The 26,304-nt window shown below is 53.1% G+C and carries 18 protein-coding genes and 10 pseudogenes; 19 read left to right on the plus strand and 9 right to left on the minus strand.

Annotated features, from left to right (window positions below; all coding sequences use genetic code 11):
- Window positions 1-139: 139 nt before the first annotated feature.
- From JMJ16_RS10645 to JMJ16_RS10665, 6 genes and pseudogenes are all read right to left on the minus strand, one after another.
- A pseudogene (locus JMJ16_RS10645) lies at window positions 140-765 on the minus strand (IS6 family transposase); the annotation flags it as partial.
- Between the two features lie 37 nt (window positions 766-802).
- Window positions 803-1,810 carry a transposase gene (locus tag JMJ16_RS10650; protein ID WP_255553175.1) on the minus strand — a complete coding sequence of 336 codons (1,008 nt, stop codon included), beginning with the start codon at window positions 1,808-1,810 and terminating at the stop codon, window positions 803-805.
- 46 nt (window positions 1,811-1,856) lie between these two features.
- A pseudogene (locus JMJ16_RS55940) lies at window positions 1,857-2,159 on the minus strand (transposase); the annotation flags it as partial.
- A gap of 36 nt (window positions 2,160-2,195) precedes the next feature.
- The gene (locus tag JMJ16_RS10655; RefSeq protein WP_201381065.1) at window positions 2,196-2,366 is read right to left on the minus strand and encodes a hypothetical protein; all 171 of its coding nucleotides are present in this window, start codon (window positions 2,364-2,366) and stop codon (window positions 2,196-2,198) included.
- 65 nt (window positions 2,367-2,431) lie between these two features.
- Window positions 2,432-3,146: pseudogene (locus JMJ16_RS10660) on the minus strand (IS6 family transposase).
- Window positions 3,147-3,237: 91 nt separating this feature from the next.
- Window positions 3,238-4,371, minus strand: a complete 1,134-nt coding sequence (locus JMJ16_RS10665) for an AI-2E family transporter (RefSeq protein ID WP_201381067.1) — start codon at window positions 4,369-4,371, stop codon at window positions 3,238-3,240.
- A 288-nt stretch (window positions 4,372-4,659) separates the two neighbouring features.
- On the opposite strand from JMJ16_RS10665, the pseudogene JMJ16_RS10670 reads away from it, so the two are divergent.
- Window positions 4,660-5,437 (plus strand): annotated as a pseudogene (locus JMJ16_RS10670) (IS6 family transposase).
- Between the two features lie 300 nt (window positions 5,438-5,737).
- On the opposite strand, the gene JMJ16_RS10675 reads toward JMJ16_RS10670, so the two are convergent.
- Together JMJ16_RS10675 and JMJ16_RS10680 are read right to left on the minus strand one after the other, a co-directional pair.
- Window positions 5,738-5,923: a zinc-binding dehydrogenase gene (locus JMJ16_RS10675; RefSeq protein WP_236601382.1), complete on the minus strand. Its 186-nt coding sequence runs from the start codon at window positions 5,921-5,923 to the stop codon at window positions 5,738-5,740.
- A gap of 959 nt (window positions 5,924-6,882) precedes the next feature.
- Window positions 6,883-7,701, minus strand: a pseudogene (locus JMJ16_RS10680) (IS6 family transposase).
- Window positions 7,702-8,320: 619 nt separating this feature from the next.
- Between JMJ16_RS10680 and JMJ16_RS10685 the strand changes: the two are divergent.
- From JMJ16_RS10685 to JMJ16_RS10775, 18 genes and pseudogenes are all read left to right on the plus strand, one after another.
- Window positions 8,321-9,106, plus strand: coding sequence for a DUF4386 domain-containing protein (locus tag JMJ16_RS10685; RefSeq protein ID WP_236601383.1), 786 nt, complete (start codon window positions 8,321-8,323; stop codon window positions 9,104-9,106).
- 316 nt (window positions 9,107-9,422) lie between these two features.
- A pseudogene (locus JMJ16_RS10690) lies at window positions 9,423-10,045 on the plus strand (DUF4386 domain-containing protein).
- A 261-nt stretch (window positions 10,046-10,306) separates the two neighbouring features.
- Entirely contained in the window at window positions 10,307-11,065 is a 759-nt protein-coding gene (locus tag JMJ16_RS10700; RefSeq protein ID WP_201381070.1) for a DUF4386 domain-containing protein, read from the plus strand.
- Between the two features lie 167 nt (window positions 11,066-11,232).
- Window positions 11,233-11,982, plus strand: a complete 750-nt coding sequence (locus JMJ16_RS10705; protein WP_201381072.1) for a DUF4386 domain-containing protein — start codon at window positions 11,233-11,235, stop codon at window positions 11,980-11,982.
- A 218-nt stretch (window positions 11,983-12,200) separates the two neighbouring features.
- A pseudogene (locus JMJ16_RS56905) lies at window positions 12,201-12,315 on the plus strand (NAD(P)-dependent alcohol dehydrogenase); the annotation flags it as partial.
- A 104-nt stretch (window positions 12,316-12,419) separates the two neighbouring features.
- Window positions 12,420-13,085 (plus strand): annotated as a pseudogene (locus JMJ16_RS10710) (IS6 family transposase).
- Window positions 13,086-13,334: 249 nt separating this feature from the next.
- Complete coding sequence (locus JMJ16_RS10715; RefSeq protein ID WP_201381073.1) at window positions 13,335-14,228, plus strand: hypothetical protein; 894 nt, start codon at window positions 13,335-13,337, stop codon at window positions 14,226-14,228.
- Window positions 14,229-14,242: 14 nt separating this feature from the next.
- Complete coding sequence (locus JMJ16_RS10720) at window positions 14,243-14,878, plus strand: hypothetical protein (RefSeq protein WP_201381075.1); 636 nt, start codon at window positions 14,243-14,245, stop codon at window positions 14,876-14,878.
- 859 nt (window positions 14,879-15,737) lie between these two features.
- Window positions 15,738-16,097 (plus strand): hypothetical protein, encoded by a 360-nt coding sequence (locus JMJ16_RS10725; protein WP_201381077.1) that lies wholly within the window; start codon window positions 15,738-15,740, stop codon window positions 16,095-16,097.
- 300 nt (window positions 16,098-16,397) lie between these two features.
- On the plus strand, window positions 16,398-17,924 hold the full coding sequence (locus JMJ16_RS10730) for an integrase core domain-containing protein (protein ID WP_236601384.1): 1,527 nt from the start codon (window positions 16,398-16,400) through the stop codon (window positions 17,922-17,924).
- A 318-nt stretch (window positions 17,925-18,242) separates the two neighbouring features.
- The gene (locus JMJ16_RS10735) at window positions 18,243-18,392 is read left to right on the plus strand and encodes a hypothetical protein (RefSeq protein WP_201381079.1); all 150 of its coding nucleotides are present in this window, start codon (window positions 18,243-18,245) and stop codon (window positions 18,390-18,392) included.
- Window positions 18,393-18,479: 87 nt separating this feature from the next.
- Window positions 18,480-18,676, plus strand: a pseudogene (locus JMJ16_RS56910) (epoxide hydrolase); the annotation flags it as partial.
- Window positions 18,677-18,874: 198 nt separating this feature from the next.
- A pseudogene (locus tag JMJ16_RS53985) lies at window positions 18,875-19,630 on the plus strand (SDR family NAD(P)-dependent oxidoreductase).
- A gap of 439 nt (window positions 19,631-20,069) precedes the next feature.
- A complete protein-coding gene (locus JMJ16_RS10755) occupies window positions 20,070-20,912 on the plus strand; it encodes an alpha/beta fold hydrolase (protein ID WP_201381084.1) in 843 nt (280 codons plus the stop codon).
- 259 nt (window positions 20,913-21,171) lie between these two features.
- Complete coding sequence (locus JMJ16_RS10760; RefSeq protein WP_201381086.1) at window positions 21,172-21,687, plus strand: MFS transporter; 516 nt, start codon at window positions 21,172-21,174, stop codon at window positions 21,685-21,687.
- A gap of 205 nt (window positions 21,688-21,892) precedes the next feature.
- Complete coding sequence (locus JMJ16_RS10765) at window positions 21,893-23,122, plus strand: ISAs1 family transposase (RefSeq protein WP_201377602.1); 1,230 nt, start codon at window positions 21,893-21,895, stop codon at window positions 23,120-23,122.
- 211 nt (window positions 23,123-23,333) lie between these two features.
- Entirely contained in the window at window positions 23,334-23,795 is a 462-nt protein-coding gene (locus JMJ16_RS10770) for a GNAT family N-acetyltransferase (protein ID WP_255553209.1), read from the plus strand.
- A 250-nt stretch (window positions 23,796-24,045) separates the two neighbouring features.
- Window positions 24,046-24,996, plus strand: coding sequence for a phosphotransferase family protein (locus JMJ16_RS10775; RefSeq protein WP_201381089.1), 951 nt, complete (start codon window positions 24,046-24,048; stop codon window positions 24,994-24,996).
- Between the two features lie 398 nt (window positions 24,997-25,394).
- Here the strand turns inward: JMJ16_RS10775 and JMJ16_RS10780 are convergent, their stop codons facing one another.
- Window positions 25,395-26,285 carry a sigma-70 family RNA polymerase sigma factor gene (locus tag JMJ16_RS10780; protein WP_236601385.1) on the minus strand — a complete coding sequence of 297 codons (891 nt, stop codon included), beginning with the start codon at window positions 26,283-26,285 and terminating at the stop codon, window positions 25,395-25,397.
- Window positions 26,286-26,304: the final 19 nt, after the last annotated feature.

Consider the following 26,304-nt stretch of genomic DNA (forward strand, 5'->3'; position numbering starts at 1 on the left):
AGAAACCTCATCATGACCCTATGGCTCTTCCGCGAAGTTGATGAAAAAGAGACACGCCCACCTTGCTCACTTCTGCTGGCTGTGTTGCAAAGATTCACGAGGGAAGACGATGGGTGTGCAGTCTCGTTTCTTGTCGTGCTTAGGCGATGAGTCCAAACAGGCTGGCAATGAAGGAAATCTGTCCAATGAGGTTCCCTTTTTTATCCCGTGAATCTGTCCCTTACGAATCATGTGCATACTCTCATAGCCCTGTAATGTGTTCCATGCTGTTTGAAACGAAAAGAAGCCCAATCCCGGTTTCACCAGCCGTTTGATGAAGCGGTGGTCTTGTTCGACCTCGTTGTTGAGATACTTGCTCTGTCGGAGTTCACACGAAGCGGCAAGCTTCCCTGCTGCTTTCATTTCCTTGAGGGCTTTGGGATAGGCTGCGTTTTTATCGACCGTAATGACACGCGGAGTCACGGTGTGGGAAGCATGGAGCGCTTTTGCGAAAAAACGTTTGGCTGCCTGGGCATCGCGGGTAGCACTCAACAGGAACTCCAGGGTGCTTCCCTGGCTATTGACTGCGCGGTAGAGATACATCCACTCCCCTTTGACTTTTACGTAGGTCTCATCGACGCGCCACGAGTCGGTCATCCTTTTGAGATGAGACCGACAGCGCTTCTCAAGCTCAGGAGCATAGCGTTGAACCCAACGGTAAATGGTGGTGTGATCTACGCAGAGTCCTCGTTCTCGCATGAGTTCTTCGAGGTCGCGGTAACTGAGGTAGACTTTATCCAAATTTTCAAACAACAAGATCTGGCTATGCTGCAAAAGTGAGCGTGTCCACGAGGTGATCAAAAAGCACCCGTGGAATTTGAACGGTGTCGCCTTCATCTGACGACACCGAAAAAAAGGTGGAGGGCCACAGATGCTGGCGGACAAAGGCAAGTGTATCGGAAAAGGTGGGCAAGGCTTTGGTGTACCAAGCCGTCTGACGAATGGGAAAGGGGTGCTTCCCCAACAACTGCTGCGCAAAAATGGTCACGAGCGAAAAGAGGCCCAGGAGAGCAGGTGTGGTGCGCATAATCGCCAGATCCGACCATTGGCGTTGGGTCTCCACGCCCAAATGAGCACGCACCTCGTGAAACGTCACTTCCAGCGTCCAACGCAAGACAAACCACTCGACGATCTGGACTGCCAGTGCCTCTTGATCCGTGCACAGCAAAGCCATCGGCTCGTATTGGCCTTGGGGATCGCGAATGAGCACCCAGCGGATGGCAACTGGAGGCACGGGAGATTGATACCACAGAGCCGTGCCCGTGGCAAGCTCCATCTCTCGCTTGGTTCCTCCATACCAGCAAAGAGTGTGTTTCTTCCATTGTGTGGTGGAAGCGGTGAGGCGGGCGGAAAGCTTGGGCTGGGCTTTGCCTTTGAGAGCATTCCTCCCTCGTTTCCCGGCTTCACGCGCGGCAGCGGGCTTGTACAAGCATGCATCCAGACGCAAGCGTGTGAGGATGCTCGCGCTGGGCAAGCGACTCACGTTCAGCAGGAACGAGAGCACAGCATATGTGCCATCAGCCACGATCACCAGGCGTCGTGCAGGCAGCCAGCGAGTGACTTGCAGGATCATCTGCCAGGCCCAATCCGTAATGGTTTTGTGTCGCATGTTGCGTTCTTCGTGATAGCGCTCCGATGGAGCCAGCGCGGTCAAAAAGGGCAAGGCCCAGACCCGCTGTGCCCAGGGAATTGGCGTGAGCAGCAGTATCGAGATCCAGCGCAACCCATTTGTTGCGCACAAAGAACTCTTTGCTCGAACGAACGGGATCACGAGAGACCCCGCGTGCCGCAATCTTGCGACCTCGTCGGCGCTCGATAGTTTCGTCGATCCCCAGGATCACTGGCTCAGTTGCGGCAACAAACAGAGACACCAGCAGCACCAGCAGGCGGCGACTGAGTTCTCGCGAGGACCAGGTGGCACGACTAAGCACACGGTGATAGTTCTGGAAGTGCTTTTCCTCGGCACATCCCATCACGCGCAAGATGGCGGTAACCGTTCGCTCACCAGGAGCCAAAATCGCCCCAATCAGCAGCACTTTGGCCCATTCCCAAATCCTTTCGCTAAAAGCGGTTTCAAAGTGGCGCAACACGTGTATAATCCTTTTAGGCAGCGTCTGCATCTCGCTTTTTTCCTTGGTAAGAATTTTGAGAGAAGCTTACTCTGCCTTTCGTTTTTTGTCTAGTAATTGGATAAAGTCTACCTCAGGTTGAAGAGTATAGTTCCACTCGCCATGGAAAGGATCACGAACGAGATGGAGCGCGGCCATCTCCTCATCCGAGACCTTGATGACGGTAGGATAGCTCTGGGTATCTTTGACGGCAGTCACAGTGGTTGTGTTGCAAGAATGCTGAAGAAAACAAGATGAGCAGAGAATGCCTCCCCTTGTTCTGTTTAGGCAACCTCTCCAAAGAGCCTGGTATCCAAGGCAACCAGACCTTTCACATCTCCTGTGTTTACCCCTTGTAGCTGTCCTTTCCGCATCATGTTCATCATCTCGAATCCTTGCAGTGTTCGCCAGGCCGTCTCGACCGAGAAGAAACCCATCCCCGGCTTCACCAACCGTTTGATACGCGCGATGGTCTTGTTCAATCAGATTATTGAGAGACTTGATCTGCCGTAATTCACAGTATTGAGGAAGGGACCCTTCTGCTTTCAACGCAGCGAATGCTTTGGGGTAGGCGGCGTTTTTGTCCACGTTGATGACGCGTGATTCTCTGCAATGAGAGGCGGCGAGCGTTTTCAGCAAGAAGCGCTTGGCAGCTTCCCCATCTCTGGTCGAACTCCTCAGTACGAAGTCGAGTGTATTGCCCTGCGAGTCAACGGCTCGATAGAGAGAGATCCATTCCTTCTTGACTTTGATGTACGTTTCATCGATCCGCCAGGAGTCATTGGAAGGCTTGAGGTGTGGTTGGCATCGCTTGTTCAGCTCTGGGGCATAACGTTGGACCCAACGATAGATCGTCGTGTGATCGACCGAAAGCCCTCGCTCAGCCATCATTTCTTCCAAGTCCCGGTAGCTCAAAGCAGAGCGGAGGTAGCAGCGTACGCACAGGAGAATAATGTCGGATTGGAAGTGACGCCATTTGAATGCATGCTGATCTGTCATAACGGGGCTCTCTTTTGCTCTTTTCACTCAAATTTAGCAGATCCACTTACTTCTTGCAACATAACCACATTTATAGTGTATGCACTCTCCATCACGGTGTTTGTCCGACAGTTTTGGATTCATCTGCTTTCTCTTCAGGGAAAAGCTCAATATGTTGTTTGCGCCATTGTGTCCAGAAAGCCTGTACAAGCGCCTGGATTAATCCTGCCGTTGGGGCGGCAAAGAAGGCACCAGCAATGCCAAAGAGATCGCTGCCAATAATCAAAGCAAGAATAGTCACAATGGGACTTAAGCCAATGGACCCTCCCAGGATGCGGGGTGCTAACAGATTATTCTCAAGCAATTGTAAGAGCAACATCAATCCTACTGCCAGGACAACGATAAGCCAGCCTTTGGATATGGCAAGCAGGAGAATAGCAAAACTGGTAATGTAGATGCCAATGACGGGTATGAATTCCATAACAAAGGCGACGGTTGCTAGCAAGAATGGGTAGGGGGCACCAATCAACGCCAGTCCTACCCCTGTTAATGTACTAATTACCAAGGCAAGCAGAATATTACCTCGAATATAGCCACCGACAACATGGCTGACAATATCGATCAGGCTACTCACGCGCGCGCGATGTGTCGTAGGAGTGTTATTTCGCAACCATTTGACGGTTCGAGGTCCACTAAACAAGAGATAGATACTTAGCAAGGCCACGAGAATCGTATTAAACGCGAGTGACAATAGATTACTTACGACGGGTACAACGTTACGGGCTGCGCCTTGCAATTGGGAGACAAGCTGCTGGCTTGAAGAGGTAATTTGTTGACGTGTAAGGCCAAATTGTTGCAGGCCATCAATAAGACCTTGCAATTGATTTTTTCTCGGGCCATGGATGTATGACTCTAGCAGTTGTGTTAACGAGGTCAATTGATCCACAATAGTATTTGCTACGGAGTATAACAGGAGCATTAATGCGCTGAGAACAAGGACGTAGACAATAGCTATCGCTACTGGTCGGGGCAAGATGCGTTGTAGAAATTTTACTAATGGGTAGAGCGCATAGGCGAAGAGGGCAGCTATGGCGAAAATGATGAGCGCGCGCGAGATTTGCCCAAGGACCCACAAGAGGATTCCTGCGAGCACGACCCAGATAAGCAATGTTGCCGAGATGACAAGCCAGTTTCTCCATTTTTGCTGTGCTCTATTTGGAGGAGGTATATTGATGCTTGTTGACATGAAAGTGTATCCTTCATTATTGCCTTGCTGCGGAATAAGAACCAGCACAGTATATTGCCTTAGTATTAATTGTATCTGTGATATATGTGAGATAGAAGTAAGAATGCGCTGTGTTTATGTATCCAAATATTGCCCAAGAAATGCATTGCTGCTGGTTGTGAGAGGGCAGTGAGAAAATCCTTTACAGGTGAGGTAAGTTCAAGGGTCGTGTTGCAAAAAAATTGGTTGTGTTGCAAGAAGTAAGCCGATCTGCTACAGTTGAGAGAAAAGAGCAAAAGAGAATCAGACATGACCGAGCAGAACCCGTTTAAATGGCGTCATTTCCAGGTTGATATTATTCTGTTGTGTGTCCGCTGGTACCTCCGCTCTGCTTTGAGCTACCGTGATCGGGAAGAGATGATGCTGGAACGGGGACTGCGTGTAGATCACACAACGATCTACCGCTGGGTGCAGCGCTATGCTCCTGATCTCGAAAAGCGGTGTCGACCTCACCTCAAAGCCACCAATGACTCCTGGAGCGTGGATGAAACCTCCGTCAAGATCAAAGGAACATGGATGTATCTCTACTGGGCGGTCAATTCACAGGGCAGACACTGGAGTTCTCTTGAGTCCGACACGCGATGCCGAGGCGGCCACACGTTTCTTCCACAAAGCGCTGCATATCACCGCTGATTCAGCTCCTCAAACTCATCCGATTGAGGAACAGGCGACCGGACCCACGGTGGTGACGCCCCCCACCACTCTACCCTCTCGGGTGATCAACGTCGACAAGAACGCAGCCTACCCCAAGGTTACTGCAGAACTCAAAGACATCGGGGCACTTGCCACCTCTGTCGAAATGAGGCAGGTCAACTATCGCAATACCCTCGTTGAGCAAGACCACCGTTTTATCAAGCGCTTGGTCAAGCCAGGGATGGGCTTCTTTTCCTTTGAGACAGCGTGGCAAACCTTACAGGGCGACGAGACGATGCATATGCTTCGCAAGGGGCAGGTACACAGTGTGGGGAAAGGAGACATCAAAAAGCAAGTCACCTTTATCGCCCGTCTGTTTGGGGTGGCGGTCTAAGCCTAGCAAGAGAAAAGAGCTTCTCGCTCATTTGGTCTTTGAGTGTTTTTGCAACACAACCCAGGATGCCACCGCTACCACCCCGACGTATGACTCGCGTCCTTGCGCCCAGCACTCATCACCTGAACACTGCAATGGAGTCCTTCCTGTTCTCCCTCACACCCCGCTGAACAATCGGATGAATGGCAGTGGGTCTTGTTTTGACCATCAGATCACCATCATGGAGGATCAGCACATTGCTAACGTCTCCGGACAATCCATCGCCGACTTTCAATGGTGGGACTTCGTCGGCTGCGAAAGCTACTCCACCACCTGGATGACAACTTTGCCACGCATATGACCACTCAAACAATGCTCATATGCCTGACGCGTTTCAGCTAATGGATAGATGCTATTCACAATAGGTTTCATATGACCTTCATCAACGAACTCGGCAATGCGTGCTAGTTGCTCATGGTTAGAGCGAACAATAAACGGTATTGTCAACTTATTGAAAGAATGGAAGAGCTTGTAAAAAAGAAGGACGAGGGAAAGAAAAGAGGGAGAAGAAGAGGAGTAGACGATGCAGTGCTATACCGCAGTTGTTGTTTCGGTTACCTCATTCCAGATCTGGAATCGGGTCTGTAAAATGGCACGGTATTCCTCTTTCCAGAGCTGGGAAACCGCTCAACATCTTCAGATGGCAAAGATAGACTGACTTCAATGCGGCGTCCACCTGGCCCAGCCTCTCATGAGTGGCATGATGTGCTGGATGTTTCTCGAAGTAATCTCTATGTCTATGAGCATGCCCTGATTTCCACTTTCACCTCTTTTTCTCGTAATCTATTACCACTTACGAATGCTCGACGCGATTGCCCTCAGCCCAACATGTTCAATGCGATCATTCAACGCAATTACCCAAACTATCCGATAAATCTTAGCCAGTGAGCTCAGTGGGAGTTCGTGAAGCGCTCCCTATGCTACTCGCGATAATGGGGTTCATGATAATCAGGTTGGGGAGCTTGTCTGCCTCTATCTCCACCAGCCACCTACCAGATTCGAAAGAATAGTATGGGAAGTTGTAAAGAGCACACAGTCCAGGCTCTGGCGACTCATGTGTCCATTCCATGAGGATGGGGAGCCGCTTCACAAGTCGAAGAGAAATGTGACGGGCTTCCCGATTGATCCATGCGTTTAAAGATCATGGGCAGGTGCCGGTTGGTTCCTGAGTAGATAGATACACCAGATACCGATTGCAGTACCGAGTGTCTCGGAAATAGCGAGCAGGAAGGCATGTAAAGTCCTTGAAATCCTAGACATCAAAACAGAGTAATAGAAGGAACAGCGAGTAAACCGTGCTCCTGAGCGAATTGATCGGGTGAAAGATACTCCAAGCTCTCATGGGATGTGTCAGAACTGAGAAGACAGTAGGCGACATGGCGTGCTGATGCCAGCGTTGCTCTGTTTTAGGCTGTCAGAACCATGGCTTTCAAGGCATCCAATTGATGGCAGAACAGACGACGTTGGTCGGCAAGAGAAACGTGCTGTTTCATGGTTGTCCGAAACCGGAAGAATTGGCGTGTCTCGTCAAATGCCCTGCAGAAGCGTAATGCCGACGCGAAGCTTCCAAAGCCACGCATGGGAGAGTACCGCTGTTTGATGCCACGATGATCTTGTTCCAGGCGGTTATTCAGGTAGGGGTTACAGCGATGGAGAACCTCACAGCCGAGCGTCTCACGGATCGCTCGTGGAGAGGAGTCATGCCCGTCGGTTGTCACACGCTCTGGCACATGACCAACTGTCTCAAGCGCCTGCTTGAAAAATCGTTTGGCGGCATCCATATCCCGTTTCTCGCTCAGCATGGAGTCAACGAGATTGCCATCTCGATCGATGGCGCGAGAGAGGGAACACCACTTCCCGTGGACTTTGACGTAGGTTTCGTCGATGTACCACGATGTTCCCGCTTGCCCGCATCTCCTCACACGGAGCTGATCCGCCAACACTGGTGCAAAACGAGCTTCCCAATCGCGAACCGCCTCATGGGTACACACCAAACCACGTTCGAGAAATAGCTCAGCGACATCACGCAAACGCAGCTTCTACCGCAGCCTCCAGAGGACAACGAGCAGAATGATCTCGGTGGGATATTCCAAAAAGTTAAAAGGAGTGCCGGTACGCTCGTTGAAGATGCGTCGGCAGGCCGAACAGCGAAATGTTGGGTATCCAAGGGCGGTTTTCTTCTGCTGTTCCTTTGTGGCAGAAGAGAGACAGTAAGAACAGTTCACGGCTCACTCCTCCTGAAGATGTGCTGGGTGATCGCTAGTATCCTACAGGAGAGGTCTCTCCATCAGGACTTGTTCTCAGTTCTGACGCATCCACATCGTCTCTTTCGTTCAAAGGGCAGAGCACATGTAAGCTGCCATGAGCTACAAAGGAACCAGTTTCGCCTTTCTCCTCACTTGTCTTGAATTCATTATAATGGAAATTTGTAACTTTTTATGTATTTGACAAATTATAGAAAATTATGTTATACTCTAAAGAAGAGGAAAGAGTACGTGCAATGCTCTTCCTTCCAACAGAAGCAGCTTCGGTATTTCCCTTCTTCTGCATTCCCCAGTCATGCCACTCACATCCCCTCAGTCGATTTGACGAGGAGCAAGAGATGCGACAACGATGGCCTGATCTGTCAGTCACCACACGCACCCCTTACTTACCCTTCCCTCCAACAGAAAGAAGGACGACCATGGAAACCCGTTTCTATCAAACCCAGGAGATTACTCTTCCAGCTCATGTATGAGGAAGACACCACATGTGGTGAGCCTTCTCGCCGAAGACTCTCGTCGTATTGGAAATAGTGCTGGACAGGAAACGTGTCCTGTCAGCGTAAGAACAAGGAGCATTGTGATGACAATGACCACTGTAAAGACCACACGAGCAGGCCCGCTTCAAGCAGACCGTGAAGCATTTCAGATGAATCCCCATAGAAAGACCGCGCTTGTCGCGGGCGTGCTTTACCTGCTTACCTTTGTCTCGATCCCGACCCTCTTTATCTACAGCCAGGTAAAGAGTGCGAACTACATCCTCGGCGCTGGCCCGGACACTGCCGCCATCATCGGCGGTATCCTGGAGATCATCGTGGCTCTCGCCGGCATCGGCACCGCCGTCGTGCTGTTCCCGGTGCTCAAGAAGCAGAACGAAGCGACCGCGCTGGGCCTGGTTGCCGCCCGCATTCTGGAATCCGGCACCATCTTCGTCGGCGTGGTGTTCCTTATGTCGATCGTGACCTTGCGGCAGGCGGGAGCTGGAGCAGGGGCATTGGTCACCAGCCATACGCTTGCCACCCTGTATGACCGCATCTTCCTCCTCGGACAAAGCTTCATGCCGGCCATATGCGACCTGTTGCTGGGCTTCCTGCTGTACCAGTCGCGCCTGGTGCCTCGCGGCCTTGCCCTGATCGGAATCGTCGGAGCGCCCATCCTCCTCGCAGGCTACATCGCTGTGCTGTTCGGTCTTCTCGGGCTACATGCCCCCTTAGCTGGGTTGTCCGCACTTCCGGTCGCGCTCTTTGAGTTTTCGCTGGGCGTCTGGCTGGTCGTCAAAGGCTTTCAGCCCTCCCCGATCCTCTCCAGCGATACGCAAGATGCCAGCGCGGCTACCGCCACCAATCCTTCCGCTTCTCGTCGGGCATAGCTCGCCTTGTCATCTCAGTGATCGATTGTGATCACTGAGTGAGAAGACACCGCATGTGATGAGCCTTCTCGCAGCAGACTCGCGTTGTATTGGAAATGGTGCCGTCCAGGAAAAGTGACCCGGCAGTGTAAGAAAGATGAGCATTGTTATGACACAGGCCAATGTAAAGACCACACGAGCAGACCCGTTTCAAGGAGACCGTGAAGCGTTTCAGGGAGCGAGTGGAGACACCATGAACTCACCCAAGCGTCTCGCGAGAATCGCTGGCGTCCTCTACCTGCTCGTCGGCATCTTCGGCGGCTTCGCCCTGGGCTTTATGTACCCCAGGATGTACGTCGCAGGCGACGCGGCGACGACGGCCGGAAATGTCATTGCCAATTCCGGACTTGTCCGTATCGGTATCGTCGCCGACCTGTTCCAGGCGACAGTTACCGTCTTCCTCGCGTTGACCCTCTACCGGCTACTCCAGCACGTGAACAAGAGCGTGGCGAGCGCAATGGTCATCATCGTCGCACTCGGGCTGGTATCACATGCCTCAATGCGGTCTTCGAGTTTGAGGGCTTGCGGGTCGCAACTGGTGCAGTCAACCTGGCCACCTTCGGCACCGCGGGCTCGAATGGCCTGGTGCTGCTCCTGCTCGACACCCAGCACTATGGGGTCTTCATCGCGCAGATCTTCTATGGCCTATGGCTGGTGCCGCTGGGGTACCTGGCCTACAGGTCAGGGTGGTTCCCCAAGACGTTGGGCATCGTGCTGGTCGTGGGGGGTGCCTGCTACCTCGTGGACCTGCTCGCGGCGTTCCTGATCCCCGACTTTGGCAACGCGATTCATGGCTTCGCCACCATCCCGTCAGCAATCGCGGAGATCTGGACGGTCTTCTACCTGCTCGTGATCGGCGTGAAGACCGCGAAGCCAGACGACCTGCATCGGGTGCCCTAGCGGCAACCGATTGAGACTCTGATAACCGACACAGTGTGCGATCAGGCCGCGTTGCACGGCTTGCTCAAGAAAGTGCGGGATGGAGACATTCCACTGGTTTCGGTCATGTGCGTGAAACCGGACCTGGCAGAGGCAAAAGCCCGTCAAACAGGTGCATGAACGTGCTGATCAAAGCAAACTTGGAGGAAACACATGAAAGCACAATCTGGAGCTCGGATCGAGCCACGTGACCCACAGCAACGGACAAGAGATTCTCAAGTGATGGAACGGACTCGAGGAGCGTCGCCGCGCCAGCTAGCAAGAATTGCCGGTGCCCTGTACCTGATCAACATCGTACTAGGTGCCTTCGCCATCAGCATCGTTCCGGCCATAGTGGTCGTGTCCGGCGATGCGGCAGCCACGGCCCACAACATCCAGACGCACGAACTGCTTTACCGGCTCGGCCTCGTGGCGCACCTCGTAGTCACCGTGACCAACGTCCCCCTGGCGGTCATTTTCTACTACCTGTTCAAGGTGGTGAACCGAAGGCTTGCCCTGCTGGACGCGTTCTTCATCCTGGTCGCGACCGCCATTGAGGCCAGCGGCCTCCTTAACCAGTTCGCGCCGCTGGTGCTTCTGGGCAGCGGATCCTATGCGAACGCACTTCCGGCGGCACAGCTGCAGGCGCTGGCGTACCTGCCTAACGCCCTGTCGGGGATCGACTACAGCATCCATACGGTGTTCTTTGGCTTCGATGCCCTCTGCGTCGCATACCTGGTGCTCAGGTCGACGTTCCTCCCCAGAGCCATCGGCGTCCTGATGGCGATCGACGGCCTGGCCTACCTGGTCTATGGCTTCGCAGACCTCCTGGCACCGGGGTTTGCAGCCCAACTGGTCCCCTGGATCCAGCTGCCCGCGCTCTTTGGTGAAGGATCGCTCTGCCTGTGGCTTCTCTTGGTCGGCGTGGACGTCGAGCGATGGAAGGAGTGGGCCAGCGCGGCAATGCGAATGCGGTCCACGGAAATGGGAGCACTGGAATGAAAGTTGTGGTCTGTTGGCAGATACGACCCACCCGAAATCGTAGAGGTCGTAGAGCTGGCTAGCCAAGCCTGTTGGTGGCGAAGGAGCCGGACGCGCTACGACGCGTTTAGACGGTGAGGATCGGACCTCAGCTCGCTCGCGGGTCGGCCCCGCCGAAGGAGAACACCATGAACTCACCCAAGCGCCTCGCGAGAATCGCTGGCGTCCTCTACCTAGTCGTCGGCATCTTTGGCGCCTTTGCCGAAGACTTTGTGGATCTCAAGATGTACGCTGCTGGCAACGCAGCGGCTACGGCTGGGAATGTGGTCGCGAACGCCGGACTTGTGCGTCTGGGCGTCGTCGCCGACCTGTTCCAGGCGACGGTCTGGGTCTTCCTCGCGATGACCCTCTCCCTGCTGCTCAAGCACGTGAACAAGAGCGCGGCGAGCGCCATGGTCGTCTTGGTCGCAATCGGGACCGGCATCGTCTGTCTCAACGCGATCTTCGAGTTTGAGGGCTTGCGGGCCGCAACTGGTGCAGTCAACCTGGTCGCCTTGGGCACCGCGGGGTCGAATGCCCTGGTGCTGCTCTTGCTCGACACCCAGCATTATGGGACCCTCATCGCGCAGATCTTCTTTGGCCTGTGGTTGGTGCCGCTGGGATATCTCGCCTACAAGTCATCAGGGATGTTCCCCAAGTGGCTGGGCGTCCTGCTCATCGTGGGGGGCGTGTGCTCCCTCGTGGACCTGCTCACGCTGTTGCTGGTCCCCGCCTTCGCTCAAAAGATCACTCCCGATCTTCCCGGGACTCATCACACCTTCGTCGGCGTCATCCTGCCAACAATCGCGGAGATCTCGATGCTCGTCTACCTGCTCGTGATCGGCGTGAAGACCGTCAAGCCAGCCGTCAGACGGGCTGCCCTGGCGGCAATCAATTGAGACTCTGAGTTGCACCGGGTTTGATGGAGGGAACACCTCATGTGGTGATCCTTCTCGCAGAATACTCACGTCGTATTAGAAATGGTGCTGCACAGGAAAAGTGACCTGGCAGCGAGGGAAACAGGAGCATTGTTATGGCACAGACCAATATAAAGGCCCCACAAGCAGAACAGATTCAAGGAGACCATGAAGCGTTTCCGGTCGCCAGTGCAAACACGATGAAAGCCATTGTCTACACACTACGGATCACCTGATGTTCTTCAGCTCAAAGAGGTTGCAAAACCGACTCTCAAGGACGATGAAGTCTTGATAAAAGTGTATGCGGCGGCTGTGTTGCAAAAAGAAAGCTGATCTGTCAGAATGGTGGGAAAAAGAACACAAGAGCGTCTACCATGGAAGAATAGCAGCCCTTCAAATGGCGTCACTTTGAGGCGGAGATTATTTTGCTTTGCGTCCGCTGGTATTTACGATACGCGTTAAGCTATCGGGATCTGGAGGAGATGATGCGGGAGCGGGGTCTCCAGGTGGACCACACCACGATCTATCGGTGGGTGCAGCGCTACGCTCCCGAACTGGAGAAGCGCTGTCGGCCTCATCTCAAACCCAGCAATGATTCCTGGCGGGTCGATGAGACGTAGGTGAAGGTCAAAGGTATTTGGATGTACCTGTACCGCGCGGTGGATTCTCAGGGAAAGACGCTGGAGTTCCATCTGAGTGTTACCCGCGATGCACCAGCCGCCAAGAGCTTTTTCGCGAAAGCGCTCGGAGCCTCCTATACGGGAACTCCCCGCGTCATCACCGTTGACAAAAACACGGCCTCTCCCAAAGCCTTCAACGAATTGAAAGCAGCGGGGACCCTTGCAGGTCCTTGTGAACTGCGGCAGAGCAAGTATCTCAACAACCTGATTGAACAAGATCACCGGTTCATCAAACGGCTGGTGAAACCGGGATTGGGCTTCTTTTCTTTTGAAACGGCATGGCATACCTTACAGGGATACGAGAGGATGCATATGATTCGCAAGGGACAGATGCATGGGGTGGAAAAAGGGAACATTCCTGGACAGATTTCCTTCATTGCCAGCCTGTTTGGACTGGTTGCCTAAGCGCAACAAGAAATGAGACTTCACGCCCATCGTCTTCCCTCGTAAATCTTTGCAACACAGCCGTAAAAGATCCATGCTCTTGTCGCGAAAAAACCATAGGCTTGCCACATGAAAACATTGATCCTACCGGAAATCAGAAAAATGAGCCAAGGAAACTCAGCATTTCTGAAAGTCCTCTTTTCCTCTTCTCGTTGGGAAACAAATAAATGTTTCCTATGTATGTATCCATTACAAGACAGGAGAAATGGTATGAGTGACCCAATTGATGTGACTGTAACTGATGGAAGTACTGCTATCGTAGGTCGTGGCTTTGGAGATGATGGCAGTGGAGATTTCTCTCAGAGTGTAACCAGTGGCTCCGGCGTTGGCGTCCGCGGAATAGCTGACGTTGGGAGCGGCGTGCAGGGAGACAGCCAGGATGGGACTGGAGTGTATGGCTCTAGTTACTCCCTCTACGGTGTGGTTGGCTCTAGTCGCGTTGGAACTGGCGTTTCCGGCTTTGGTGGGACAGCAGGAGATGGCGTCTTTGGGACAACACAGGCGGCTGGAATGAGTGGCGTCGCTGGTATCCATGCTGGAAATGGTCATGGTGTGTATGGACGAGCCGATGGAGACGGATTTGCGGGGTGGTTTGAGGGAAATGTCACCGTCACTGGAGACATTGTTTCAAAAAGGCATGTTACTGTCACTGGAAATGTTACCGTCGCTGGAGACGTTGTTTTAAGCAGTGGTCATGGTGATTGTGCAGAAGAGTTCGACATCGCATCAACTGAACACACTGAGCCTGGGATGGTAGTAGTTCTGGATCAACAGGGTGCACTTCAACCAAGCTACAAGGCTTACGATAAGACCGTTGCAGGAGTCATCTCCGGAGCTGGCGATTACAAGCCCGGTTTGATCCTGGATAAAAAGGAGCCTTCAGAGAGCAGGATGCCAGTTGCTTTGATAGGAAAAGTGTATTGTAAGGTCGATGCACAGTATGCTTCCATCGAAGTGGGTGATCTGTTGACGACCTCTCCCACCATTGGCCACGCGATGAAAGCAGATGATCCTTTTAAGGCGTTCGGGGCAGTGATTGGAAAAGCACTACGGCCTCTCCAAGCAGGTCAGGGAATGATCCCCATTCTGATCGCGTTGCAGTAAGAGGAGATATCACGATGGGAAGTTTTCGTGACGCAGCCAAAGTAAAAGTACCGCCAAATGATCCGGTAGACATGGCAACTTTAGCACAACAAATGAAACTGAGCCGCCCAGTTTCTCTCCGCACGTTGATCACTGACCTGAACGCATCACCTCCTGACTCTGTCCTATTCAATTCCGGGCAATTGGGGCCATCTACAACGACAGGGCAAGCATTCGTTGGATTTACCATTGCTGGGGGTGTGAGCTATCAAGGAAGCGTACATGAAAGCGGGTTTATCGGGCATAAGTATACCTTTGCTATGGCTGTTTATAACTACCGAGATGCATCGGGAAAGGTCTTCGTTTTCCTGAAGCATGGCACCATTGGGGGAACGGTGGATGCTTTTGATTCGCGAGATGATTCCTGGTCAGAGAGCAATTTCGATCCGCTTATTTCCCAACAATGGGATAGCATCAAGACGAGTGGTTGGTACGCAAACCTGTATGTTGATACCGATGCAGGGCAAGTACTCCAATTAGTGGCAGATGTTTTGCTTGTAGCTATTAGTGCAGTAGTTGTTCTCTTCCTTGCATATCCCTCCACAAGTTGCCATAAAGCCATGGATGAGGAAGGAAATGCGATGCTTCGATGTGACGGCGGAGAAAATTAAGGGAGATGCGGTGAGCTGAATTCCTCGCCAAAATGGGGATGTATGTACCATAAGGTTGCATTTGTGCATGTAACACCTGCTGTACATTGAGTATATTGATAGAATGTAGATCATTTCATGTCGTGAAGTGATTTACATTCTTGGCTTCGGCCTGGATGTGCCATTTCATCCCAAGCTCAGCCTCAGTTCGTGGGCAAAGCCTGCTTTCTCGTTCAAATGGCACGTCCAGGTCTATTCTCTTTACTGACACATTCTCCTGACCCAGTGGTAAACTTTTTGATTAGCATTTTGGACCAGCCCAGCGAAAGTTGGTAAAGGTTTTTGACTAGCATTTCAAGGGGAGGTGGCTGCAAATATGAGTGTGGAAAACAGCTGCAGGTGCATGTCTTTCGTGAGTGGGTGGAGGTGGGAGAATGAGATGCAGCTCTTGATTTGGTGGGACTGAAAGATTCGGGGTATGTTGCGGACGACGACGAGGAGGATGGACTGAGGTGGGTAATTCCGACAGGCCCGGGCGACTATCGGCTGTCGGAGCGGAATGAGAGACCTGTGTTCTAGTGGGGACGAGGGGCGTAGGCCAGGCGCCGTGTGCGCGATCGTGTCCTGCAGGGAGAGGATTGTATTCCTGTGGAGGTATCGAGATGCTTGTCTGCGTTCTGTTTTTATCGCAGGAGCGCAGCGCGAGAGTGTGAAGGTGGGTGTGGGAGGGCTCGCTTGCTGTATAGAGGAGGAGCAGGAGTCGGAGACATTGATGGGGAAGGAAGAGCTGATGCTGTTGATAGATGGCAATTTCGCCTTCCTCGAGCTCTGATGCACAGGCCCAGGCAAGGTAGAAGTGTGCCTGGTGGAGCGAGCGAGCATGGGTGATCTGCGTGAGCAGGTGCGGCAGAAGCGAGGGGCGCCTCACAGAGCAGCGCGTCTTCTCTTCGCTGGCCTGTTCGATAAGCGTCGTTTCAATGGCTGTCTTCTCCAGATGGTGGAGACAGGACTTGCAGGAGATGTGTTGCGGCTTGCCATGAAGGGAGAGACACCAGCCACGCGAGGAGATGTCCCCTTGTGGATCTGCATCCGGTTTCCCATTGCGGCAAAGCGTGCGGCCATGCCTGGCAACATGGGTGGTGAACTGTGTGGGCGACCACGTCTTGTGTGTGGTGTCCCAGTGATGTTTGATGAGAAGGTGCATATTTTTGAATGCCTGTGTTTTGATGTGTCGCTCTGAACGAGAAACGTGTATATTTATCACTAGTATACCATACGAATTTCAAGAGCAAAGGGGGAAGAAAGGACGTTTCAGAGGGGCTTACGTTTTAGAAGGGCTTTAGGAAGGAGGAGCTGATCTTCGATGTTCAGTAACAGCCATCGACTTCCTTCTCGAATGTGCTCCCCTGTTTTCCTGGAGATCCCGCTCTTCCTGTCAATCAGGGTGAAATTTCACCGCTTTCAGTAGTATCATACAGGTGTCTGCCCACTAGGCAACACGCGAGCCTTGAAAAACGGGGTATTCAGAGGTGCGGCTCTGATGAGAAAGGAAGAACATGTGACTGCCGATCCCGATGGGAGTGTCCCAGCCCAGCTTCATGATGAGATGCTCTTCGGCTGGGATCCGACACCAGGCATTGTCTCTGTCTGGGCGACACGGACAGGAAAAGCGCTTGTCTGGCAACGGCAAGGGGGAGAGGTCATCTGTAGCAACGCGTCCTTTCGCCCCTGGCTCTTTGCCAGAACGTTGGAGGATCTCCCGCCGCTGCACGCGCACCCTCCGGCGACTGTGCTGGCTACTTGGGACATCTGTTCGGGAAATCAGCCTGTTATGAACAATGAAATGAGCTTTCTTGCCAAGCACGTGAGATGCGTGTACAATCAACACTGCCCATTCTGTGTATGCACTCCAACCATATGCCATTTTTACAAAGAAGAGGTTCTATTTGTGTGGTGGGTATTTTCCTCGGTCAAGCGATGCCTGTCTTTCAACTTCCAAACATTTCTCGAACGCGTTCTCTGTTGGGTCAAACCATCGGCAACCTCCCTTGTGCCCGGTACGCTTGCCGATCTGACTAAAGGGAAATTGGAACTGCTGGCGGAAAATGCGCTCTTACGGCAGCAACTGATCATTCTCCGTCGACAGGTCAAGCGACCGACCTATCGGAAGACGGATCGGCTTCTTTTCGTGCTCCTTGCCAGGATGGTCCGAACCTGGAAACAGGCGCTTTTCCTTGTCCAGCCAGAGACGCTCCTGCGCTGGCATCGTGAACTCTTCCGTCTGTTCTGGAAGCGCAAAACGAAGGCATGCGCGAGAACGTCGAAGCTCTCACCTGAGACGATCTGCTTGATCAAGGAAATGGCAGCGAAGAATCGACTTTGGGGAGCGGAGCGTATTCGGGGAGAACTGCTCAAGTTGGATATTCGCGTGAGCAAACGAACCATCCAGAAATATATGAGGCCCGTTCGCCGGAGACGACCGAATGGGCAGAGTTGGAAAACGTTCTTGCGCAATCACGCGGCAGGCGTGTGGGCCTGTGATTTCTTACAGGTGACTGATCTCTTCTTCCGCCCACTTTTTGCTTTTTTCATCATCGAACTCCAGTCGCGCCAGGTGATCCATGTGAACGTGACGCGATCGCCGACCGATCCCTGGGTCGCGCAACAACTGCGCGAAGCGACTCCGTATGGGCAAACACCCAAGTATCTGATCAGGGATAATGATCGCAAATTCGGGCCGAATTTTGCTCGTGTGGCCGCAACGAGTGGGATCAAGGTGCTTCGCACACCATACCGAACGCCGCGTGCCAATGCTGTGTGTGAACGCTTTCTGGGAAGTGTGAGGCGAGAATGCTTGGATCATTCCCTGATCTTCCATGAGAAGCAACTCCATCGGCTCCTCAATGCCTATACGGTCTACTTCAACCAGGCTCGACCCCATCAAGGGCTGGGGCAACGCATTCCGGTGCCATCGGTTCCGTCTGCTTCTCTTCTGAAGCCCCCAAACCGGGTGATCGCCATTCCCATGTTGGGTGGGTTACACCATGACTACCGGAGGGCCGCCTAAATAGCCAAAAGCCAGAGAAAAGAGAAGATGCACGAATGTGTTTCTGTGCAGTCTGACCCTTTGCTTCATTGAGCAAAGAGAACACGTCCTCTTGCCTCATCGCAGAGGTCTGGCGTGCTGACGATGGAGTGTATCCACTTGAGATAAACCCTTTCCGTGCTTTTTCTGCCCCTCGTTTCTTGGCATGAGTCAGAGATTTTGGAACGGATACGCTAAATAGCCAGCACAGCTCTCCCCAGAGGCCATGACAGGATGTTGTATATACACTATGCTAGGGGCCTGACAGGATGTTGTATATACACTATAATGGAGACCAGGATGATGAGCACTGAAACTGAGACAGCTGATGCCGGTGTAGTTGGCGAGATCACTCGCCATTGCCTGCTCACACGCACGCGCCGCATCTCGCGCATCATCACCAATCTGTATGATCAGGCCCTTCGGGCTTACGGCGTCAATGCTCCGTAGTTCTCGTTGCTTGTGAAGCTTGGAGGAGCCAGTCGCGCGGAGATCGGACGTGCCAACTACCAGGAGCGTAAGATCCCCTTTTTGAAGGCCGTCAACGTCTCCATCCCGGCGGCCATCACGGTCTTTCCAGGCGAGATTTACCAGGCGCCCGCAGCTGGGCGGAGCAGGCCTACCACAACCTCATCTACTTCCACCAAGCTGACAAGGGTGGGCACTTCGCGGCCTGGGAGCAGCCGGAACTCTTCTGCGAAGAAGTCCGCGCGGGCTTCAGATCCCTGCATTAAGCGGAGAGGGGGACAGCGGCACACAGTGTGCCCGTCGTCCTACACTACTGGAAGACCCAAGGAGACATGCAGGAACAGAACGATGATTAATACGAATGAGGTCTCAAAATTGAGAACCAGTATGCATTCTATCGTCTTTCAGCGTCTCGCCTAAAGACAGCTTGAAAAGCAAAAAAGAACAGAATGGAGCAGAAGAACATGATGACAAAGACACTGAGCGGGAAAGTAGCCCTGGTCACTGGTGGATCGCGTGGGATCGGGGCAGCAACGGCGCGTGCACTCGCCGAGTCAGGCGCGGATGTTGCGATCAGCTATACCGATACGAAGTCGGCCACGAAGGCAGAGGTCGTTGCCAGTGAGATCAGAGAGCAGGGGGGACGTACACTCGCCTTTCGAGCAGATCAGGCTGATTCGGTTCAGGCCACTGCCTTGATTGAGCAGGTGGTCGAGCAATTTGGGACCTTGATATTCTGGTCAATAACGCTGGGATACTCTTATTTGGGAGTGTAAACGATCCAGAGAGAGATGAGGCGAGCTTTGCTCGATTGATGGCGGTGAATCTGGCTGGAGTGGCAACGGCGGTGCGCGCGGCGTCACAGGTCATGAGCGAAGGGGGACGCATTATCTCGGTCGGTTCCTGGTTCGCCTCGCGGGTGGGAACCCCTGGCCTGGCTGACTATAGTGCGACGAAGGCGGCTCTTCTGGGTATACCAAGGGTGGGCGCGGGATCTCGGGCCACGAGGAATTATCGTCAATGTGGTGCAACCTGGTGCGATCGACACTGATATGAACCCGGCTGATGGTCCTTTCTCACGCAGTGTGATACCAACCATCGCCCTTGGTCGCTACGGTCGGCCCGAGGAGATCGCGGCAGCCATCGTCTTTCTCGCCAGTCCAGCGGCGTCCTACATCACTGGTACATCGCTGACAATCGATGGAGGACTGCTGGCGTAATCGAGGCTGCGGGGGAATATTCTCGGGAAAATGACTCTCATTCGCCCTTTGTTCTGATCCAGGGATCTTTCCAGGGAAAACTCCGGGGAAAATGACGCCGGCTAGAAGTGCCACTGTAGTGAGTTTCTCGAGTTTCTCAACGAGCGTCACATCACATTTGAGCAGGCTGCCCATGACCGACAAGTGGCCACCAGTGATCACAATGCTCGCGAGACGCCTAAATTTGCCGAAAGTATTGCACGTGCTGCACGTGCTCATAGTTAGCGAGAAAGAAAGAAGGGGAAATCATGTCGTTCTCAGATCACCTGTCCCCACGGGAGGCTACGCGTGCATTTACTCCTGAGCTAATGGCCCTTAAGCGTCATTTTGACGACCAGATACGACGTACAAGAGAAGTAGTAACATTGAACATCCTCTGAACTAGTATAGGAGAACCGCCATGACACGTTCGTTGAACACATCCATCCAGACGAAGTTTTGCACCATCGACGGGTTGTCGATCCGCTTCGCGGAGAGCGAGGAGCGGGACCAGCACGCTCTCTTGCTCTGTCCATGGCCGGAGAGCGTCTTTGCATTCGAGCCGATATGGGAGCAGCTCGCCGAACACACCCATCTGGTAGCAGTCGACTTGCCGGGGTTCGGTCATTCGGAGCGTCGCGACGCGCTGCTGTCGCCGCGTGCAATGGGGGGATTCGTACTTCGTCTCGCCGATGCGTTCGGGCTCGAGCAGCCACACGCGGTCGGTCCCGACATTGGCACTTCGGCGTTGCTCTTCGCTGCAGCCTTGTATCCAGGGCGTTTGCGTAGTCTCGTCGTCGGCAGCGGAGGCGCGGCATTTCCGCTCCAGTTGGGGAGCGTGCTGAAGGACTGGGTCGAGGCACCCGACCTCGAGAGGTACCGCAGCATAGACCCGAGGCAGGCCGTCACCACGGCTCTCAGTCGCATCGAGCGGTACACTCTTCCCGACGCGGTGCGTGAGGACTACCTCTCCGCCTACGAAAACGACCGCCTCGTCGAGTCGATGCGTTACGTGCGCACCTACCCGATAGATCTGCCGATCCTGCGCGATCTGCTCCCGCAAATACAGACGCCGGTGCAGATCATCAGCGGCACCCGCGACCATGTGGTGCCATTGGCCAACGGTGAGTTTCTCCACGCTCGGCTGCCCAAGAGCAAGCTCGACAGTATCGACGTTGGGCACTACACCTGGGAAGACAGCGCCGACGAGTACGCCGCGCTCGTCACCAGATGGTGGGACGGAGGCTACGCGACCGCTGGATAGGGTTCCAGTAGGCCTGTCGGTGTCTTTTTGACGGTACGTGCAATCTTCCCATCAAAAAGACACCGACAGGCCCATTGCTGGCGCTACACAGCAATGGGCGAGCGCCAGGTCATCGCCATCCTGGTTTGAACCTCACAGAGATGGGCCCATGCCTTTCTCATACACAAAACGACCCTGACCGCAGAGCCGCCGGCGCTCAACCGGCTGATGCAAGCGAGTTGGATCAGCGCACGTCAGAGAAAATCATCTGGAGAAGTCCATGAAACAACGACCCCCATCCAAATGGCTGGCCTTGTTCGCCGCCTGTTTTGGGCTGCTGATGCTCTATATCGATCTCTTTATTGTCAATATTGCCCTGCCGACCATTGGGCAGGATTTTCATACCCCGCTGAGCACGGTCTCCTGGACCATTTCCGGCTATGTGCTCATGATTGGCGTGCTGCTGATGGGGATCGGTCGCCTCGGCGATCTGTGGGAACAGCGAGCGGTCTATTTGGCAGGGCTGATGATTTTCAGTGGAGCCTCTCTGGCCTGTGGCCTGGCATCGACGATTGAAGCCTTGATTGTCTTTCGCATCATCCAAGGTATTGGCGCAGCGATTATGACGCCCGGCACGCTCGCGATCATCATCCGCGCCTTCCCTCCGCATGAGCATGGTCTGGCGATTGGCCTCTATGGAGGTGGTATTGCCAACTTCATGGAAATTGTAGAGCTTATAGAAGAGAAACAGACCTCAAAGTGGGGATTGCGCCCTTTTTCTTGCCTTAGTTGCTAGAGAATTCTGGCTGATGTGGCATCGACGTGGTGAAAGCTCATCAACAAAAATTTTTAAGTTGACAATACCTGCCTGGCTCATCGAACCTCACGAACAAAATCTTCTGTGTGCACATCAGGGCTTTCCAATTCTCACAAAGGAGGTGAAAAAGAAGAGTTTTCCTTGTAGAATACAAAACCAAATCACATCTCAAGGAAAACTCTGCATGGACTATACCACATTCATGCTCGCAAAACGAGCCGAACACGACCCAGAAACGCTTCCCGTCAATTCGTTGTACCAGAGCTTGCGAGCCCTCTCAGATACGAGACGAAAACAAGGAAAACGATACGAATTGGCCTTGGTTCTTTCTCTGCTTGTGCTTGCCAAACTAGCAGGGCAAAAGACCCTGAGTGCAGCAACCGAGTGGGTTCGTCATCATCGAGTGCCTTTAGCACAGCGCTTTGGGCTCTCCCGCCAGCAGATGCCATGCCAGATGACCTATTGCAATGTCCTTGCCAGAGTAGACAGCAAGCATCTCGATGAGCTTCTTTCTGCCTTTTTCACCCGTTGGGAAGCCCAGGCCCGGTGTGGAGAGGAACCCAGTCGCCTGCTGACGCCAGGCATCCAAGCCAAACATGCTCAGGTCGCTGTTGATGGCAAAGCCCTGCGGGCCACAAGCAAAGAGGCTCACCCGGTTCATCAACTCAGTTGCTATGAGGTGCAGACTGGCACCGTGCTTTGGCATTGCAATGTGCAAGACAAGGAAAATGAGATCAGTGCCCTCAAGCCCTTATTTGCACCTTCATGGGTGCGTGGGCGCATTCTCACCCTTGATGCTATGCATACTCAACGGCAACTGTGCGCGCAGGTCCTTCGTTTGAGTGGAGACTACATCTTGATTGCCAAGGACAATCAGCCAACGCTGCGAGAGGATATTGTTGCCTTCTTTGAGGATCCTTCTCCTGATCGACGGCGCTGGAAGCAGGCAGAAACCTGGAACAAAGGGCATGGGCGCTTGGAACATCGCCAAATTCTTTGTAGCCCTGATCTTAACGACTGGTTTAGCAAAGATTGGGAGGGCATCGAGCAAGTCTTTCGGCTGGAAAGAACCACGCGCATTCTCAAGTCGGGAAAGATCCGTCACGAGGTGGTCTATGGGTTGAGCAGTCTCTCGATATACCAAGCGCCTCCCACATGCATGCTTGAACTTATCAGAGCCCATTGGGCCGTTGAAAATTGCCTCCATCATCGACGTGATGTGACCTTAGGCGAAGATGGTTGTCAAACGCGTACAGGAGTGGTTCCCAGTCTGCTGGCCCAGCTCAATAGCACCGTCTTGAGTCTCATGGATCGCGTGGGGGTCCGCAATGTCGCTCGCCAGATGCGCTACTTTGATGCCCATATTGATCAAGCTCTTGATCTCGTTCTTACTGGACAATGTGTGGTTTATTAGAATTGGAAAGCCCTGGTGTGCACATAGACCCTCTTTAATAAATCAAAAGGACAGTATATAATATTCGCATGTTTCTATCGAAAAATACACTTGAGGATAGTACAATCATCATGGGCTTAAATATCCACCTGCACACCTTTCCGACCTTAGAAACAGAACGCCTGATCTTACGGCAACTCGCAGCAACGGATGCACAGGATTCCTTCCTCTTCTGTCCGATGAAGAGACTATGCGCTACTACGATCCAGCCCCGATGACACAGCTAGAACAAGCGGAAAAGAGTATTGAACGTCATCGAAGGCGCTTTGCTCAACATGAAGCACTACGCTGGGGCATCATATTGAAGGGAGAGAACAGGGTCATCGGCAACTGTGGATATTCATGGGATGCCGATAATCGAAGTGCAGCCCTGAGCTATATTCTCTCAAAACACTACTGGAATAAAGGGATCATGACAGAGGCCTTGACCGCGATTATTCAGTTTGGCTTCGAACACATCCATTTGCATCGCATTGAAGCTCAGGTTGCGTATCCCCATCTCGCCTCCACACGCCTGCTCGAAAAGCTCGGCTTTCAGGAAGAGGGACGCCTCCGCGATAGTCAATATGCGAACAACCAGTTCGTTGATGAAAGAATATTTGGGCTCATCAATACCAATAACGTGGACGGATAAAATCTCCCTTGATAGCCTGGACAATTAACCAAAAGTATGAACCATAAAGCGTGCAAGAAGAAAGACGCAACATCGCTGTGATCATTACATAGATTGGTTTCTTGATTCAGGATAGATCCCAATGGGTGAAAGAGAGGAAAGCAGTGAATTGAATTTTCCCCTAAAAAAAGCGTATGCTTCCTTACAAAGGGGGAATTTCATGTAAGTTACTCATATGCTCTCTCAAGAGCAGGCCCAAAGCCTTCTTCGCATGATTCAACTGGATGGGCCAGTTCGGGTCACGTTCATCAGAGCCTACAATCATGTGTATCAGCTTGACTGCCAGGATCAAACGCTTTTTCTCAAGATCCATACCAAAGACTGGTATCCTCCTGAAGACGCGGAAACAGGCTATTCTGTTGCGCACGAGGCGAGCGCGTGGTCAACCTTGGCGTCATATGGATTGGCAAGCCCTGAAGTCGTGCTGGCTTGTCAGAACCAGGAGAATCCTCTAGGACGTTCGTTTCTACTCACTCGTCGGGTTCCTGGAACGAACCTGACCACGTTATTGGACCAGGGACAAGACATCAAAGAGATGCTCTCTGCTGTTGGAGATTACCTCCGGCGTATGCATAGCATTCCATTTGCGTATGCAGGCTATCTTCTTGGGGAAGGGCCAACGGCACCTCCTGACCCGGAGAGCTGGCAGCATCCTATCTGGACGGTTGAGCAGCTCCAGAAGCAGACCAATGCATGGGTAGAAGCAAAACTTCAGGGGTGTTCAGCACAATTACTTCAACAAATAGAACGTCAAGTGCAACAGATACCAGAGATTTTGACATCAGCATATGTTCCACCACATTTTACACATGGAGATTGTGGTCCAGATCAAATGTTTATGATTCGTCAGAACGGTCATTGGCAGGTCTCAGCTCTCTTAGACATGGAGGTAGCTTCTGCAGGTGATACAGGTGCTGATCTTGTCAGTTTCTGCACACGTTTAGCACAACGCTTCCCAGCTACATCTTCCTGGTGGCTCCCATTCTTTGAGGGTTACGGTAGCATCCCTGATTTTGAGGGATTCCGGCTTCGCTTGCTCTCTGGTTGGTATCCTTATGAGCCAAGCATCTGGCCCGGAACAGGTGAGGTTGCATTTTGGCACCTGCTTCGAGCCAACAATTGGGAGACGCTTTTTTCTCATGCGCATCTTGCTCTCAGTTGATACATTCAAAGTTTGCCTCTGAAAAGTGTATTACTGTATTTAAGACAAACCCATTTTTTACTCTTATCCTCTCTACGACTTCAGTAAATTCTGTGTCAACGCTGCGTAACGTACTGCTTCAACTACCTCAAACTGTCACAGAAGACGAACGCATCCTGACAGAAGATGTCAGGATAGTGGTGGTAGACTAGTGGTCTGACCACCAAAATTTAACAAGTTCAAAAGCCAACGTTCAAAGCCATCGTGCTAACGCTAACACGATGGCTTCTCCTTCCCAGCGTGGTTTCACGTCACCTCGGCGCAGAGCCGGAGTGAACAGATGTCGAACCTGGGTAAGCGAGAGCTTTCATCACTCACCCAAATTGAGACGCACGCCAGATTCTCGCCCTTTCAGCAGTCTAGGGAGCACGCTCGATGCCTGAGTCCAGGAGCACGAGATCGAGATGGCGAAGGTGCTCGGGGTCGGCGACCATAGTGATCTCGACGATCTTGCCGCTCGTGATCGTGAGCTGGAAGACGAGGACATGTTGCCCACGCCGGGCCACAGCTCCCACGGCTTCGTTCACCAGCGCTGGTTGTACTCCCCTGACGCGCCCGGAGAACTGCCGGGCCACGGCTCTTGCACCGCGAACTTCGCCTGGCGCGCCCCCGGACACGGCGGCATGGTCGGCCCGCAGGACCACATCCGGATCCAGCAGCGCGAGCAGCGCGTAGAAGTCCCCCTCGCGCGAAGCCTTGAGGAAGGCTTCGACCACTGCTCGGCTTCCTGGATCATCCGCTTCTTTTCCTCTCCCGGTCTCCCGCATTCGGCTGCGTGCACGGCTCGCCAGCTTCCTTGCCGCGGTCTCTGAGCGCCCGACGATAGGGGCAATCTCGTTGAAAGGCACGTCAAAGAGATCGTGCAGCACGAAAGCCAAGCGCTCGGCGGGCGAAAGTGTGTCCAGGACGATCAGCAGCGCCTGGCTGACCGAGTCAGCCAGCAGCGCTTCTTGCTCAGGGTCGATCCTGTCCTGACCTTCTCTGCCAGATTCTGGCACAACCAATCCTACGGGCTCCTCACGGCGCGATTTGCGCGAGCGCAGCATATCTAGGCAGATCCGCGCAACCACAGTGGTCAACCATCCGCCCAGATTCCCGATCCCAGTCGTGTCGGAACGGCTGAGGTGGAGCCAACCCTCTTGCACAGCGTCCTCTGCTTCGGAGAGTGAGCCAAGCATACGGTAGGCCACCACCCGCAGGCGGGGACGCTCTGCCTCAAATTGTGTGGCCAGCCAGTCGTGTTTGTCCATTCCTCTTCTTCCCTTTCGC

This window comes from Ktedonobacter sp. SOSP1-52, assembly GCF_016587395.1.

Bases quoted from the DNA above. Each gene is read 5' to 3' on its own strand.
- JMJ16_RS10665 (WP_201381067.1), bottom strand. From the start codon at position 4,371: ATGTCAACAAGCATCAATATACCTCCTCCAAATAGAGCACAGCAAAAA.
- JMJ16_RS10685 (WP_236601383.1), top strand. From the start codon at position 8,321: ATGACAATGACCACTGTAAAGACCACACGAGCAGGCCCGCTTCAAGCA.
- JMJ16_RS10700 (WP_201381070.1), top strand. From the start codon at position 10,307: ATGGAACGGACTCGAGGAGCGTCGCCGCGCCAGCTAGCAAGAATTGCC.
- JMJ16_RS10705 (WP_201381072.1), top strand. From the start codon at position 11,233: ATGAACTCACCCAAGCGCCTCGCGAGAATCGCTGGCGTCCTCTACCTA.
- JMJ16_RS10715 (WP_201381073.1), top strand. From the start codon at position 13,335: ATGAGTGACCCAATTGATGTGACTGTAACTGATGGAAGTACTGCTATC.
- JMJ16_RS10720 (WP_201381075.1), top strand. From the start codon at position 14,243: ATGGGAAGTTTTCGTGACGCAGCCAAAGTAAAAGTACCGCCAAATGAT.
- JMJ16_RS10725 (WP_201381077.1), top strand. From the start codon at position 15,738: ATGGGTGATCTGCGTGAGCAGGTGCGGCAGAAGCGAGGGGCGCCTCAC.
- JMJ16_RS10730 (WP_236601384.1), top strand. From the start codon at position 16,398: ATGAGAAAGGAAGAACATGTGACTGCCGATCCCGATGGGAGTGTCCCA.
- JMJ16_RS10735 (WP_201381079.1), top strand. From the start codon at position 18,243: ATGATGAGCACTGAAACTGAGACAGCTGATGCCGGTGTAGTTGGCGAG.
- JMJ16_RS10755 (WP_201381084.1), top strand. From the start codon at position 20,070: ATGACACGTTCGTTGAACACATCCATCCAGACGAAGTTTTGCACCATC.
- JMJ16_RS10760 (WP_201381086.1), top strand. From the start codon at position 21,172: ATGAAACAACGACCCCCATCCAAATGGCTGGCCTTGTTCGCCGCCTGT.
- JMJ16_RS10765 (WP_201377602.1), top strand. From the start codon at position 21,893: ATGGACTATACCACATTCATGCTCGCAAAACGAGCCGAACACGACCCA.
- JMJ16_RS10775 (WP_201381089.1), top strand. From the start codon at position 24,046: ATGATTCAACTGGATGGGCCAGTTCGGGTCACGTTCATCAGAGCCTAC.
- JMJ16_RS10780 (WP_236601385.1), bottom strand. From the start codon at position 26,285: ATGGACAAACACGACTGGCTGGCCACACAATTTGAGGCAGAGCGTCCC.